Source organism: Streptomyces sp. Ag82_O1-12, assembly GCF_900182715.1.
GTDB classification, from domain to species: domain Bacteria; phylum Actinomycetota; class Actinomycetes; order Streptomycetales; family Streptomycetaceae; genus Streptomyces; species Streptomyces massasporeus.
In genome coordinates, this window is the sequence record NZ_FXUW01000001.1 from 7021691 (window position 1) to 7034986 (window position 13296).

The following is a 13296-nucleotide window of genomic DNA, read 5'->3' on the forward strand; positions in this document are numbered from 1 at the left end:
CCTTCGAGAAACCCAACACTTTGACGGGAATTGAAATGAAAACTGGCAAGCAAATCCAGAACCTGCCTGAACGGCGCGGGTTGGTCCGTGCTGTTCTGAGCGGTCCAGTGGCGCGTAGCTCCTTTCGGCTGGCGACGGGTGTAGCGGTTGCGGGCGGAATCGTGGGGGTTCTGGGAGTTGCACCCGCCGTTGCGGACCCGGTGTCGCGCACGCTCCGGTACACGTGCTCGAATCGGTTGATCGAGAATCTGCCGGTCGCCGTGAGGCTTCAAGCGGACATCCCGAAGTCGACCGCGGTCGGCCGACCCACTCCGAAATTCGTCGTCAACGCAGCCGTTCCGGTTAACGCGGACGCCACTAAAATCCTAGGCAAGGTCGGTGTGAAGACCGTCGAGGGCACAGTGGACGCGAGGGTGAGCGTGGGCGCCCCGGAGGGCGACGTCGACGTGACCTTTCCGACCAATGTGAGAGCCGACGTCCCGGCGTCCGGGCCGTTCTACGCCAAGGCGACCGGCTCCGCGCCGGCGCTCACCTTCAGGCAGCCGGGCAGCGCAAAGATCATCGTCGGAGACCTCGTAGCGCGTCTCACCCCGAGGGACGTGAGTGGCGAGGTGACGTTCCCGGGCAAGATCGATGCCCGGTGCAAGCTAGACGCAGGGCAGAACAACGTATTGGCGTCGTTCCACATCACGGGGACCAGGACCACGACCGGCCCGTTTGCTCCCGGGACTTCGGGCACGAGCGATACGACCCCCTCGAGCCCATCGGCAGCCGATGAGACCGCTTCAGGCCCCTCCGGCACCGATCCGAAGGGCGCGCTCTCCCAGACCGGAGCAGACGTCAGCCCGTGGCTGCTCGGCGGCGGCGGGTGCTTCGCCCGCTGCCTCAGGCACGGCTTGCACGTAACAGGGCGCGCTGTTCGTCTTACTGGACCGGATCGCGCCGGATCACCGGCACGTTCGTGCGTTCGTGCCCCTGAGTCGCCGGTGACCCACTGTCGCTGCATGGAGCGACTGGTTTCCTGCTCGGCCACTCCTCCTTCACCACCCGGAGATGTAGCTCCTAGCGGTCCTGGATCCCCTCAGCCGCCAGTCGCCCCGCCGGCGCGGCGCGCATGGGCGCCGTGCGCGTCGAGCACGGCCTGGAACTGTCGGCGAGCCTCGTGGACGCGGCCTGTCGCCAAGTAGGCGTGGCCCAGGCGGCTGCGGATGTCCATCTCCAGCCAGTGGTAGCTGGGGTCGGTGATGGGGGACAGCAACTGGTGCTGAAGGAGGGCCTGGTGATGGAGGGGGATGGCCGCACTCGGGTTTCCGTCGCCCCGCTCGGCCGTGCCCAGCCGGGTCAGGCTCCGCGCGCAGAGAAAGGTGTCCCCGACCTGCTGACCCAGTTCGACGGCCTGACGGAAGCGGCTCTTGGCCTCACCGTAGTGGCCGAGGCGGAGGTGGGCGTCGGCGGCGCAGCTCAGGACCCTGCCGAGCATGTGCGGTCTGTCGCTCTTCTGGGCGTGGGTGAGGGCGTCGGCGAAGCAGGCCAGCGCCTCCTCGTTCCGTCCCTGGAACTGATGGGTGAGGCCGAGGATGACGAGTGCCATCCAGGCGACCCAGTCGTTGCGCAGCTGGTGGGCCAGGTCCACCGCCATGGCGCTATGGGCTATGGCCTGGTCGCCCTCGCCCACACTCAGGTGGAGGGCCCCCAGGCCCAGGAGAGCCCGGGCCTCTTCGCCCGGGTCGCCGCGTCGCCGGCTGAGGTCCAGTGCCTCGACGGAGTAGACGCCAGCCTTCCTGTACTGGCGTTGGTGTACGGCGGTGTACGCCATGCAGCTCCGCAAGGCGGCGGCCATCCGCTGGTCGTCGGCCTTGTCCACGTGCGCGAGCGCGATCTCCAGAGCCGTCTGGCTCTCGTGGTAGCGGCCCTGCCGTACGAGGTAGTCGCACAACGCCTCGGCGAGCCAGCAGGCGTAGTCGTGTTCGCCCAGGGCCGCGGCGTACCCGACGACGTCGGCGAGTTCTCCACCGGCCGCCTCCAGCCAGGTTTCCGCGTCCCGCCAGTCCGTGAACGGTGCTCCCATAGGCCCGGGACCGGTGGGGAAACCGGCGGCGCCCCAGTCGCTGGCGATCCGCCCCGCGTCCAGATAGAGCTGGAACGCGGCTCTGCGCGCGGCGGCGGCTTCGGCGGGCGCGGCCTCCGCGACGCGTCGTGCGTGCACACGGACCAAATCGTGCAGCCGGTAACGGCCCGGCCGCAGCTCCTGCACCAGACTCGTGTCGACCAGGCTCTCCAGGAGCCGATCGGTGTCGTACGACGTCCGGCCGAGCATCGTCGCCGGCGTCAGCACGTCGAACTCGACCGTCGGCGCCAGACCCAGGACACGGAACCCGCGCTGCTGCTCGGGTGCGAGCTGGTCGTACGACATCCGGAAGGCCGCCTCCACGCTGCGGTCCCCGACGCTCAGTTCGCCGAGCCGGCGCTCATCGCCCGCCATACGGCCCACCAGGTACTCCACCGTCCAGGTCGCGCGCTTCTGCAACCGTGACCCGGCGATGCGCAGTGCCAGCGGCAGCCCGTCGCACAGTCCGGCCAGCTGATGCGTCGCCTCCTGCTCCCTGCTCGCCCGCTCCTCCCCGATGAGGTGGGTAATCAGGGACACCGCGTCCCCGCTCTCCAGAGGCTCCAGGGTGATCCGTCGGTCGGCGTCCAGTTCGGCCAGCCGTCGCCGCCCGGCCACCAGCACCCTGCTGCCCGCTCCGGCAGGCAGCAATGGCTGTATCTGATCGGCGTCCAGGGCGTCGTCCAGCACGAGCAGCAGCCGTAGCGGGCTCGTCGTTGCGCGCCAGATAGCGGTGAGTTCTTCCAGGTCGCTCGGCAACTCATTGGTGGCAGGATCGAGCGTCCGGAGCAGTCGCTGGAGCGCCTGCTCCGGTGCCTGACGTCGCTGCGTGCTATGCGCACGCAGGTCCACGAAGAGACAGCCGTCCGGGTACTGGGCGCTGAGCTTCCGGGCCGCACGGACGACGAGCGCGGTCTTGCCGACCCCGGCCGTACCGTCCACCGTCACGATCGATACGGATCCGGGTGCTGAGGGCGCGACCAGCTGCGCCAGCTCGGCCTCCCGCCCGATCAGCCGGCCGGCGTCGCCCGGCAGGCCGTTGACCGTGCGGCGGCGCCGGAACCGGGCCTGAACGGGAGGAGCGGTGGATTGAGCCGCGGCCGAACCGAGGAGGCGTTCGTCGTCCTGGTGCAGCACTGCGTCGTGCGTCTGGCGGACCCTCTCGCCGGGGTCGATGCCGAGCTCGTCGCGCAGGCGGCCCCGCATGTCCTGATAGGCGTTCAGGGCTTCAGCCTGGCGTCCGCTGAAGTACAGAGCGCGCATCCACAGCGCCAGTACCGACTCGTTGAGGGGGTACGACGCGGACAAGGCGGCGAGCTCGCCAAGGGTGTCAGCGGGTCGGCCGAGCAGAAGCAGACACTCGAGTCTCTCCAGCCGGAGCGAGAGCCGGCGCTCCAGCAGCCGCTGCCGCTCCGTCCGCGCGCGCTGTCCCGGCAGGCCGGTCAGGGGCTCGCCGTCATCAAACAGGGCGAGCGCCTCGGAGAACCGGTCCAGCGCGGTGGCCACGTCGCCGGCCACCATCGCGGACCGTGCCTCGGTGACTCGTTCGCCCAGCTCGGTGAGATCGAGCCGCACGCCGTGGCCGACGAAGCGGTACCAGCCTTTGCCACTGCGGATCACCGAATCCGCCGGCCCGGCGCTCACCACGTCAAGTGCCTTGCGCAGTGGGTGGACATGGCTCGGAAGAACCTTGTGGCCAGATCCCGGAGGCTGTCCGTCCCACAGGTCGTCGAGCAATTGCTCATGGCTCACCTGCGTGTCCGCGCGCAGCACCAGCGCGGCGAGTACGGCCTGTCGCCGCACCGGCCCCAGGTCCAGTGGCGTTCCGCCGCGCCAGGCCCGGAGCGGCCCGAGTAATGCGATCCGAAGCCGCGGAGGTGTTCCCGTGTCCACCGTGAAGCCTCCGTTCCCGTTCCCGTGCATCATCGGAATTTCATCAGCATTGCAGCACCCCCGGCCATGGTGATGGAGACATTGCACAACCCGCACAACTGAGGGGGTCCCGGTGACCGAAGTGGAGTTGGTGGCCACGGCGTTGGCCGTGGGTGCAGCGGCCGGACTCACGGACATCGAACATGGAGTCGTCCACCACCTCTACACCGGGCTGGGAGAGGCGGTCGGTCGGCGGCTGGCCGGGGCTGGCGGCAGCAGCGGTGCCTACGGCGTACGCGTGCTGGAGGCGTACGCGTCGGATCCCGATGTGTGGCGCACCAGGCTGCTCCAGGTGCTGACGGGCTCCGGGGTCGAGACCGACCAGGAGATCCTCGCAGCGGCCCGCGCCGTACTCCGTGCGGAACGCCGGGTCGGGCACATCAGCGTGGGCGCCTGGGGCGGGCTCGGCCGATGACGCGGTGGACGACGCTCTTGGTGCACAAGCACCAGCGCGACGTCGCGTCCCAGTGGCGGGAGGCTCGGCATGAGCTGTGCGCGGGCTCCCTTCCAGTGCTGACGCAAGCTCACAGCGAGTTGGAACACCTGAGCGACAGCGGCGCACTGGTCCGCGAGGGCGGATGACGAGGTGGCCCAAGACGACCTGCGGCTCCATGAGCGGAACTCGAGCCCGACGGCGCGGAGGAGCCCGGCCCTGAGTCCGTGTCGGACCAGTCAGGAGATCAACTTGTTGTCCGCTCACGCAAACGGCCTCGGACGAGGAGCCCGAGGCCGGATGAGCGCCTCTCCGGGTAGAAACCCCAGGTGAGAGCGGTATTGCGTTGTGCCCCCGGCAGGATTCGAACCTGCGACACCCGCTTTAGGAGTTCGATCGGAGGCCAGTCCTGGTGCCGTAGGCCGTTGTCGCGACGACCGTTTCAGCGTGCGTAGGTCCACGCTTGTCCGGAGACGTTGATGTCAGGCTTGGATGTCAGGGGTCGTCACGACGGCGTCGGTGCTGCCTTCCAAAATTTGCGATAGATCAGTAGGGGTCCGAGATACCCTCCCGCGATGACCCCACCTGACCAGCTCCTCGTGGCCCCCAGTTTCGCCCTGCCGGACCCGCCTGCCACTGACCGCTTCCGCCTGGAGCCCCTCGGCCCTCAGCACAATGCTGCCGACCACGCCGCCTGGACCTCCAGCATCGCCCACATTCGGGCCAATCCCGACTTCGCCGACCGCTCCTGGCCGCCGTCAGAGGGCATGACCCTGGAGGCCAACCTCGACGACCTGCGTCAGCACGCGGAGGACTTCGACCGGCGCGTCGGCTTCACCTACACCGTCCTGTCGGTCCCGGGGGATGAAGTCATCGGCTGTGTCTACGTATACGGCTCACGTCAGGAGCCTGGTGTGACGGACGTCCGCTCCTGGGTCCGGGCGGACCATGCTTCGCTCGATGCCGAGGTCTATCTCGTTGTCAGCGACTGGCTGGCCCGAGACTGGCCCTTCGAGCGCGTCGCGTACGCGCCTCGCTGAGCCACGCGATCCGTGCCGCCCGGAGGGCAGCACGCAGAAGGCCCACAGGTGGACTTGCGGGCCTTCTGATCTGGTCCACTGATGCGGGACTTGAACCCCGGACCTCTTCGTCCCGAAGCAACTTGGGTGGGCGCCTGACCACGGGGCGGTGTGCCTCTCACATGCTGCGATGGACCGCAGGTGTGCGCGGTTGTCCGCCGCTGTCTGTCGGCGTTGTCACGCAGTTAGACACTCAAGGTGCTTGATCTTAGGCCCCTGCTGGACCAGCTCCATGGCGTTCGTAGAGCTGTTTCACTTGCTTGAACCCAGAAGCCGAACTTCTCATCGGCCGACGCGCTCATGGGCAGAAGCTGAAGCTCCTTGGCCAACTGATAGAAGCCAGAGCCAGCGTCGTTGGCACCCAGGTAGTTCACCAGGGCCGAGAGCATGACAGGCGGGTCTGAGGGGGCCATCTCCTGGTCTCGTTCCACGATCAGTCCGAGCAGATGCCCCATCGCGGCCCGTTCGTCAGCACGCTCGAAGTCGAAGGGACGGCAGCCGGTTCGCCTGGCCAGAGTCACGTTGAGCTCCGTGTACGAGGTGAGCTTGCCCAGCTTCGCTCGCTCGACGAGGAAGCCACGACCGGCATGTACCAGCTCGTCCCATTCACTGTCCGCGCGGCCGTATCCAGACATCCCCGCCCCCTGAGCTACATAGATCCGTGAGCGGGAACGTACAGTGCCGGCGCAGTGCCCACAATCGCTCGATGGGCTAGTCACCGCAGCTCCCGGTCGCGGCGGGAAACACCCCATCTTGCCCGACCGTCACCCCTGGGGGAAACGGGTACGGTCGGGGGTCTGACCTGGGGGTTCGCTGCTGGCGGCTGTGGCTCGTCTGTCACTGTCGGTCGTCGGTGGTTGGCCTCGGGGAGCCTCGGACGGCCCGGGGACGGCCCAGGGACGGCCCGGAGAGGTCCCTTCTATGAGCCGGTGATCCATGCGTCAGCAATTGACTCGCCATGTTGATCTATCACTGATTGTTGTCGATCCTGGGTATCCCCAGACACATCGGGTCGTCCCCTGCGATCATCCGGCCATGGATTACGAACCTCTTGCCGCCGCAGTCGTGGCTGCATCTGGTCTAGTTGGCCTCTATTTCCAGACCCGCAGTCCCAACGTGCATGCAGCAGAGGAGATCAAGCGGGAGCTAGACATCCTTGCGTCGCTACCGGAGGGCAGCCAGCTCCGGGCGCCGCTTCAGAGCCGGGTCGAGGACTCGCTGAGGCGGTACATCGCTGGCAATACGCCGGAGAGCCGCACCAGGGACTGGGCTGGCGTCACTGCGTCCATGGTCATGTGCATTGGCGCAGCTTTCCTCACATGGATGGCCATCAGCAACGGTGGGTGGTGGTGGTCAGGTCTTGTCATCGCCGTCCCGTTTGCTGCCGTTGGTCTGATCTCCTTTCCTGACGCTTTTGTAAAAGCGGAGCGTGATGCTCGAGGACGACGCATAGGACCGATTGCTAATCGTTCTGGTGCGTCAGACAGCGACAGCGCTGCTGTCTGACACCTGCCCGCGTGAGGTCAGTGGAGTCTCAATGGCCCGGGCGCAAGTGCCGGCGCGCGGCGCCTGGAGCACCAGTTTGGAAGATCGCGTATGCGGATGCTGGCTGAGCTGCCGAGACTCTGACCTGCGGCTTCGGGGCGAGCGCGCCGCATGACGCCCGGCACGGCACCGCCACACTCCTCACGGCGGCCGGAGTGGCGCCCCGTGTCGTAATGGAGATCCTGGGCCACTCACAGATCAGCATCACCATGGACGTCTACACCCACGTCGTCCAGGACACTCAGCGCGAGGCCATGAGCCACATGGACCGCCTGCTGAGAAGGCGCCTTGGGCGCTAGTGAGCGCACCCATTGACTTCAACACTGGGCGCAGGCCCGGACCGGCGTCGGTCCGGGCCGCGTGATGGGCAGCACCTGAGCTAAAGCTGCCACCTCGCCCTCTCTTTCGTCTACTGCGCGAAGCTGACGATGTTTATTTCGTGGCCCCGTCGGCTTGCCGCGTACTGATCATCTTTTCCTCGACGTACTTGCGGTAGCGTGCGACGTCCTCGTTAAATTCTGAGTTGTCCATATCTAGGCTCGAGGCTGGACCTGGCAACCCGGCGAGTTTGCGCAGGGTCGGCTCGAAGTCCGGGTCCAACCCTTTGTGACACGTCCCGCAGAGAGTTACGAGATTCTCCTCAGCCGTTGGGCCGGCCATCCGCCAGGGCACCAGGTGGTGTACGTGAAGTTCGATATCTGTGTGATCGCTGGCTGCGCGGCCGCAGATTACGCACCGGAAGTTATCGCGTTTGAGGACTTGCATCCGCAGCTTTCGGCTCGGAGCTCGACGCTCCACTGCCTCGCCGGGTAGGTGCTGAGTACCAAGAAACCCGAAACCTCCGGCCTCGGTGGCACCATCATGCATATTCTCCTTGGGTGCAATCACGCTAGCGAGGTGTTCCTCGGCAACATGCTTGGCGACCAGAGCGTTGCCGCCGATTCGCAGATAGATCGCCAGGCTGGTATCCCCGTGTACCGATACCCAGTCTTGTCCCATCGCGGACCAAGCTTTAGCTATGGCGTCAGGGTTGACGAGGCGAGCAGCGCGCATTTCCCAGCGAGGATTTCGTTCGGAGAATCCAACCCAGTAAGTCTGCGCTGACCAGAAAGGGCACCCCCGCCGATTGGCGCCGAGGGTAAGGGCGTAGTAATCGCCTTCTGGCTCGAAAGATTTCATTGCACGAAGTGTCTGCAACAGTGCGGTCCGGGCAGCCTTCTGCTCGTCTGTCATGGCATGACTGTGCCACAGGGGAGTGACAGCCCTGACTCGTCGGAGCACCCGCACCGGCATACGCGATCTTGAACTGTGGCCAGTCCGTGCACGCCCCAGTTGCATGAGGATCGGCAGGTGCGGGCCATGCTCCTCACGGCGGCTGGCATTGTCCCTGCGTCGTCACAGGTACCGCGGACTCAGGCGGCGCTCCGATCGTTGGCGCCCGCCCGCGTTGATGTCAGACGTAGATGTCAAGGGCCCCGGACCTAGATCGGTCCGGGGCCCTTTGTCTGGTGCCCCCGGCAGGATTCGAACCTGCGACACCCGCTTTAGGAGCGGGATCGAATCCTTGCCGGGGGATGCCTGGCGCTGCCGCGAGGTGCCGTTTTACCTGGTCAGCTCCGTCTGGCTTCGTACTTCATCCGGCTCATGACTGCCTGTGCCGGACAGTCCGCTTACGCATCGCGCACGCATCGGGTGGAGTCGGTTCTACGGCGACGTCGGCGCCGGCTCTGCGGTGCCGGTGCTCGGCTCCTTGATCACGAGCGGGTGCAGCTCCCACGCGTCGACCGCGAAGCCGAGGCGGGTACCCGATGCGCTGCGGGCCTCAAGTCGCCACGGGCCTTGCCCTGTGGGATAGCAGCGCAGGGTGAGGACCTGGCCGGTGGTGATCAGGAAGATTTCGACGATGGAGTGGTCGACGACCACGCGCAGGTCGACCGGCTGACCAGAGGGGCAGGGCATCCGGTACGAGCCGCCGCGGGCCCTGCTGTCCAGTGAGGCGTGGTCGCGGTCGACGACCAGTTCGCCCGCATCGGTATCGACGCGGATGTCGAGGTACTCCAAGCCGTCCGGGGTGGTGAGCAGCCGCAGACCGGCGTTTCCGGTCGGCTCCAGACAGGCCGTCAGGTCGAAAGCGCGGCCCACGCTGCCGAGGTCCACCGGCTGCGGGCCGTGCGTCGCGCCTTCGGCGTGGATGGTGCGCTCGCCGCGCAGGGCGAGCAGTTCGGTGGCGGGCTGCTGGCGCAGTGTGCCGTCGTCGTGGACGTGGATCTCGCGGGGCAGGGTGAGGACCCCGGCCCATCCGTCCGCGACGGCCCAGGCTTCTTCGCGGGCTTCCCACGACCAGCCCCACAGCAGCCACCGGTCGCCCGGTGCCCGCAGCAGGGCGGGCGCGTAGCAGTCGGGGCCGTGGTCGGCGGGTACCGCTGGGCCGGCCTCGAAGTGGCCGTCATGCTTATCGCCGATCAGGGCTGTGACGCGCATCGGGCCGGTGGGTTCGGTCCAGGTGCTGAAGATGAGGGCGCCGGGTCCGTCGGCTGCCGGGAGGTATTGGGGGCATTCCCAGCCATCGCCGGTGAGCTCCTCGGTGCCGCCGACGGGCTCTGGACGGCGGGCTGCGAAGGGCCCCCGGTAGGTCCAGTTCTCCAGGTCGGGTGAGTCGTAGAGAAGGGCGGCGGCGCGGCCGTCCGCGAGGGCGGCGCCGACCAGCATCCGCCAGCCGTCGCCGTCCTGCCAGACGTACGGGTCGCGGTACATGGTGCAGCCCTCGGGCAGCTCGGGGATGAGTAGTTCGCCGCGCGGGCGGAAGCTGTTGCCGCCGTCGTGGGAGACGGCGCAGGTGACAGGCTGGTGCTGGAACGAGCGGTCCTCGCGGTGCGCGGAGTAGAAGGCGACCAGCCGGTCGCCGTCGGAGACGGCATTGCCGGAGAAGCAGCCGTCGGCGTCCACGCCACCGGGGGTCGGGGACAGGGCGATCGGCAGCGGCTCCCAGGTCAGCAGGTCGGGGCTGCGGAAGTGGCCCCAGTGCATGTTCGCGTGGGTCGCGCCGTACGGGTTGTACTGGTAGCACGCGTGGTAGTGGCCGTCGTGGAAGACCAGCCCGTTGGAGTCGTTGATCCAGTTGCGGGGCGGCCGCAGGTGCGCCACGGGGCGGTGCGGATCGCGGGGTGTGGTGGACACACGCGTGCCTTTCGGTGTTTCAGATGGAACCCGCCCCGCCGGCCCTCGATTTGGCGGGGCGGCAGGCCGGCGGGGCGGGGGTCTTCGAGCCCGTATGCGGGCTACAGGTCCAGGTACGGGGTTCAGGTCCCGATGCGGAAGCCCGCGCTCAGCTGCTGCTCCCGCCGTGAGCTGGGGCCGACGCGGAGCATGAACTCACCTGCTTCGACCACTCGGCGGTTGTCGGCCGTGACCAGTGAGCACTGCGCGGCAGGGACGCTGAGGTGGACGTCCAGGCTCTCGCCGGGAGCGATCTCGACCTGGGTGAAACCCTTCAGCTCCTGCTCGGCCCAGGTGACGCTGGTGGTCAGGTCGCTGATGTACGCCTGGACCGTTTCCAGGGCCGGACGGCTTCCGCTGTTGGTCAGTCGTACCGTCGCGTCGACGGTGCCGTAGGCGGGGACGTCCGGGTCGTGCACCACGAGGTCGGAGTAGGTGACGGTGGTGTAGGTGAGGCCCTCGCCGAACGCGAACAAGGGGTCTTGGGTGAGGTCCGCGTAGCGCTCCCCGTGCTGGCCTCGCACCTGGTTGTAGAAGACCGGTTGCTGTCCGACGTGGCGTGCGAAGGAGACCGGGAGCCGGCCGCTGGGTTCGATGAGTCCGAGGAGGAGTTCGGCGATGGCGCGGCCACCGCGCATGCCCGGTCGTGGGGCCCCTGGCTCACCGCGCCAGCGGGTCCGCAGTGGGCCTCCACGGGCGGCAGAGGGCGAGGAAGCTGCCCGACGCGGCCAGTGCGAGGCCGAGGACCGATGTGGCCATGGGCAGGGCTGTGCCCTGGCCGCCGAGACCGGCCAGGGCCGGTGCGAGGGCGCCCATGAGGAACTGGGTGGTGCCAAGCAGTGCGGAGGCGCTGCCCGCCGCGAGCGGGGCGCGCTGGAGGCACAGGGCCGTGGTGGTGGGCAGGATCATGCCGACGGGTCAGGCCGTGAAGAACAGCGTGGTGGCGATCCAGGGCAGACCCGCGTGTGTGGTGGTGACCAGGAGGAGCAGGGCGGTGCTGGCGGCTCCGAGTACGGCCAGGCCCGTTGCCAGGGCGCGGTGCGAGGGGAAGCGGCCGAGCAGCAGCTTGCCGTTGAGCTGGCCGGTGACGACCATGCCGATCGAGTTGACGGCGAAGAGCAGGCTGTAGGTCAGCGGGGAGGCGCCGTAGATACGTTGGATGGTGAAGGACGAGCCGGCGATGTAGGCGAACAGGGCGGCGAAGCCGAGGCTGCCGGTGAGCAGGTAGCCGGTGAAGCGGCGGTCGCGGATCAGGTCGCGAATGGTGCGCAGGGTGGTGGTCAGCCCGCCGTGCCGTCGATGTGTGGCCGGCAGGGTCTCGGTGAGCAGGGTCGCGGTGGCGGCGAAGATGGCGAGGCCCAGCAGGGTGAGGGTGACGAAGACGCCGCGCCATGAGGTGAGGCGTAGCAGTTGGGCGCCGAGCACGGGGGCGAGGATCGGTGCCGTACCGGAGACCAGCATCAGCGAGGACAGCAGGCGGGCGGCGGCGAGCCCGTCGTGCAGGTCGCGCACGACGGCTCGGGCGATGACGATGCCAGCGGCGCCTGCCAGACCCTGGACCAGGCGCATGCCGATAAGCACCGCAGGATCCGGGGCGAGGGCACACACGGCGCTCGCAACGACGTACACCGTCAACCCCGTCAGGAGGGGCCGTCGTCGGCCCAGGGTGTCGCTTAGCGGACCGAGGACCAGCTGACCGACCGCTATGCCGATCATGAAGGCGGTCAGGGTGAGCTGGGTGACGGTCTGTGAGACGTGCAGGTCTGCGCTGGCCTGGGGGAGGGCCGGCAGATAGAGGTCGATGGTGAGCGGGCCGAGTGCGGTCAGGGAGCCCAGGACCAGGACGAGTGACAGACCGCGGGGCGTCGGAAGGCGGGGCACGTCTTCCGAGATGGCGGTGCCGGCCTGAGGGGTTTCGGGCATGTCCGTTTCCAGGGCTTCGGGGGCGAGTGGAGCGTGCGCGTCAGCGGTCGAGGTGCGCGACGAGGAGGTTGGGGTCCTTGTTCGTGAGATAGGCCGCGCTGGGGACGTACACCGTGTGGCCGTGGACGGCGACGGACGTGGGGGTCTGCAGGCCGTCGGCCGCGGTGAGGACCGCGGTGTGGGTGCCGTCCGGGCGGACCAGGTCGACCTGGTTGTCGTCGCGTGCGGCGAGGAGGGTGTCGCCGTGGCCGGTGAAGGCGAAGTCGTCGATGGACGGCATGCCGGTGGCGCGGACCTGGACGGGGCCGGCCGTGCCGCGGGCGGTGACGGGGATGCGCAGGACGGTGCCCTTGTCGAGGTTGGTCGCCCACACCGCCCCGTGGTGCAGCTTGATCCCGTTGGCACCGGCGAAGGAGCTCGGCTCGAGGGCCTCGCCCTCGGCCCACACGACGGCCTCGCCGCCTCGTGCGGGAACGCGGTAGACGACGCCGTGCACGGAGTCGGTGGCGTACAGCCTGCCGGTGCGCCGGTCCAGGGCGAGACCGTTGGGCAGGCCGTAGGCGGGCAGGGCGGCGATGCGGTGCGGCCGGCCGCCGGGGCGGACGGCCCAGATGCCGGTGAGGTCGGCGGTGCCGGTGGCGTAGGTGACGTAGAGGGTGCCGTCGTCCGCGCGGGCGATGCCGCCGACGAACGCCTTGCCCAGGTTGGGGGTGCTGGCCTTGGCCGGGGCGGGCAGGGTGGCCAAGACGCGAGGACGGCCGCCCGGAGTGACGCGGACGATCTGCCGGGCGAAGGAGAAGGTCAGGTACGCCGTTCCGGCGTGGTCGACGGTGATGTTCTCGGGCTGCTGCGAGGCCGCCAGGTCGAAGTGGTTGGCGATGCGGGGTGCTGGGAGGGGCTCGGTGGCCGCGGTGGCGGTGGTCGCGGAGGCCAGCAGGGCCGCGGCGGCAGCGAGCGTGGTCAGGGAGGTGCGCAGGTGCATGGGATGGTCCTCCTGGTGGGGGATCGGTGACGGTTCACCGCCGGCCCGTGCGGGTTGCAGGCCGGCAGCGGGGCGAAGG

11 protein-coding genes and 2 pseudogenes are annotated in these 13296 nt (G+C 68.3%); 5 read left to right on the plus strand and 8 right to left on the minus strand.

Annotated features, from left to right (window positions below):
* Positions 1–35 precede the first annotated feature (35 nt).
* Positions 36–1187: a DUF6801 domain-containing protein gene (locus QOL88_RS38995; protein ID WP_373559356.1), complete on the plus strand. Its 1152-nt coding sequence runs from the start codon at positions 36–38 to the stop codon at positions 1185–1187.
* Here QOL88_RS38995 and QOL88_RS32010 read toward each other — a convergent pair.
* On the minus strand, positions 1082–3910 hold the full coding sequence (locus QOL88_RS32010) for an AfsR/SARP family transcriptional regulator (protein ID WP_257027951.1): 2829 nt from the start codon (positions 3908–3910) through the stop codon (positions 1082–1084). The two genes, QOL88_RS38995 and QOL88_RS32010, sit on opposite strands and share 106 nt — an antisense overlap.
* A 202-nt stretch (positions 3911–4112) precedes the next feature.
* Between QOL88_RS32010 and QOL88_RS32015 the strand changes: the two genes are divergently transcribed.
* Together QOL88_RS32015 and QOL88_RS32020 are read left to right on the plus strand one after the other, a co-directional pair.
* Positions 4113–4454, plus strand: a complete 342-nt coding sequence (locus tag QOL88_RS32015) for a hypothetical protein (RefSeq protein WP_097221746.1) — start codon at positions 4113–4115, stop codon at positions 4452–4454.
* A 593-nt stretch (positions 4455–5047) separates the two neighbouring features.
* Positions 5048–5512, plus strand: coding sequence for a GNAT family N-acetyltransferase (locus QOL88_RS32020; protein ID WP_097221747.1), 465 nt, complete (start codon positions 5048–5050; stop codon positions 5510–5512).
* Between the two features lie 224 nt (positions 5513–5736).
* Here the strand turns inward: QOL88_RS32020 and QOL88_RS32025 are convergent, their stop codons facing one another.
* Complete coding sequence (locus tag QOL88_RS32025; protein WP_257027952.1) at positions 5737–6186, minus strand: hypothetical protein; 450 nt, start codon at positions 6184–6186, stop codon at positions 5737–5739.
* Positions 6187–6487: 301 nt separating this feature from the next.
* On the opposite strand from QOL88_RS32025, the gene QOL88_RS32030 reads away from it, so the two are divergent.
* Both QOL88_RS32030 and QOL88_RS32035 read left to right on the plus strand, forming a co-directional pair.
* Positions 6488–7057, plus strand: coding sequence for a hypothetical protein (locus QOL88_RS32030; protein ID WP_143668906.1), 570 nt, complete (start codon positions 6488–6490; stop codon positions 7055–7057).
* A gap of 149 nt (positions 7058–7206) precedes the next feature.
* Positions 7207–7395 (plus strand): annotated as a pseudogene (locus QOL88_RS32035) (tyrosine-type recombinase/integrase); the annotation flags it as partial.
* 133 nt (positions 7396–7528) lie between these two features.
* Here QOL88_RS32035 and QOL88_RS32040 read toward each other — a convergent pair.
* From QOL88_RS32040 to QOL88_RS32065, 6 genes and pseudogenes are all read right to left on the minus strand, one after another.
* The gene (locus QOL88_RS32040; protein WP_257027953.1) at positions 7529–8329 is read right to left on the minus strand and encodes an HNH endonuclease; all 801 of its coding nucleotides are present in this window, start codon (positions 8327–8329) and stop codon (positions 7529–7531) included.
* 471 nt (positions 8330–8800) lie between these two features.
* Positions 8801–10273, minus strand: a complete 1473-nt coding sequence (locus QOL88_RS32045; protein ID WP_097221749.1) for a glycoside hydrolase family 32 protein — start codon at positions 10271–10273, stop codon at positions 8801–8803.
* A 122-nt stretch (positions 10274–10395) separates the two neighbouring features.
* Positions 10396–10956 (minus strand): annotated as a pseudogene (locus QOL88_RS32050) (fibronectin type III-like domain-contianing protein); the annotation flags it as partial.
* Between the two features lie 16 nt (positions 10957–10972).
* Positions 10973–11221: a hypothetical protein gene (locus tag QOL88_RS32055; protein ID WP_257028113.1), complete on the minus strand. Its 249-nt coding sequence runs from the start codon at positions 11219–11221 to the stop codon at positions 10973–10975.
* 9 nt (positions 11222–11230) lie between these two features.
* Complete coding sequence (locus QOL88_RS32060; RefSeq protein WP_257027954.1) at positions 11231–12235, minus strand: multidrug effflux MFS transporter; 1005 nt, start codon at positions 12233–12235, stop codon at positions 11231–11233.
* A 40-nt stretch (positions 12236–12275) separates the two neighbouring features.
* The gene (locus QOL88_RS32065) at positions 12276–13217 is read right to left on the minus strand and encodes an SMP-30/gluconolactonase/LRE family protein (protein WP_097221750.1); all 942 of its coding nucleotides are present in this window, start codon (positions 13215–13217) and stop codon (positions 12276–12278) included.
* Between the last annotated feature and the right edge of the window lie 79 nt (positions 13218–13296).

Excerpts from the sequence above, each read along its gene's own strand:
- QOL88_RS38995 (WP_373559356.1), top strand. The coding sequence starts at position 36 with ATGAAAACTGGCAAGCAAATCCAGAACCTGCCTGAACGGCGCGGGTTG.
- QOL88_RS32020 (WP_097221747.1), top strand. The coding sequence starts at position 5,048 with ATGACCCCACCTGACCAGCTCCTCGTGGCCCCCAGTTTCGCCCTGCCG.
- QOL88_RS32025 (WP_257027952.1), bottom strand. The coding sequence starts at position 6,186 with ATGTCTGGATACGGCCGCGCGGACAGTGAATGGGACGAGCTGGTACAT.
- QOL88_RS32030 (WP_143668906.1), top strand. The coding sequence starts at position 6,488 with ATGCGTCAGCAATTGACTCGCCATGTTGATCTATCACTGATTGTTGTC.
- QOL88_RS32040 (WP_257027953.1), bottom strand. The coding sequence starts at position 8,329 with ATGACAGACGAGCAGAAGGCTGCCCGGACCGCACTGTTGCAGACACTT.
- QOL88_RS32055 (WP_257028113.1), bottom strand. The coding sequence starts at position 11,221 with ATGATCCTGCCCACCACCACGGCCCTGTGCCTCCAGCGCGCCCCGCTC.
- QOL88_RS32060 (WP_257027954.1), bottom strand. The coding sequence starts at position 12,235 with ATGCCCGAAACCCCTCAGGCCGGCACCGCCATCTCGGAAGACGTGCCC.
- QOL88_RS32065 (WP_097221750.1), bottom strand. The coding sequence starts at position 13,217 with ATGCACCTGCGCACCTCCCTGACCACGCTCGCTGCCGCCGCGGCCCTG.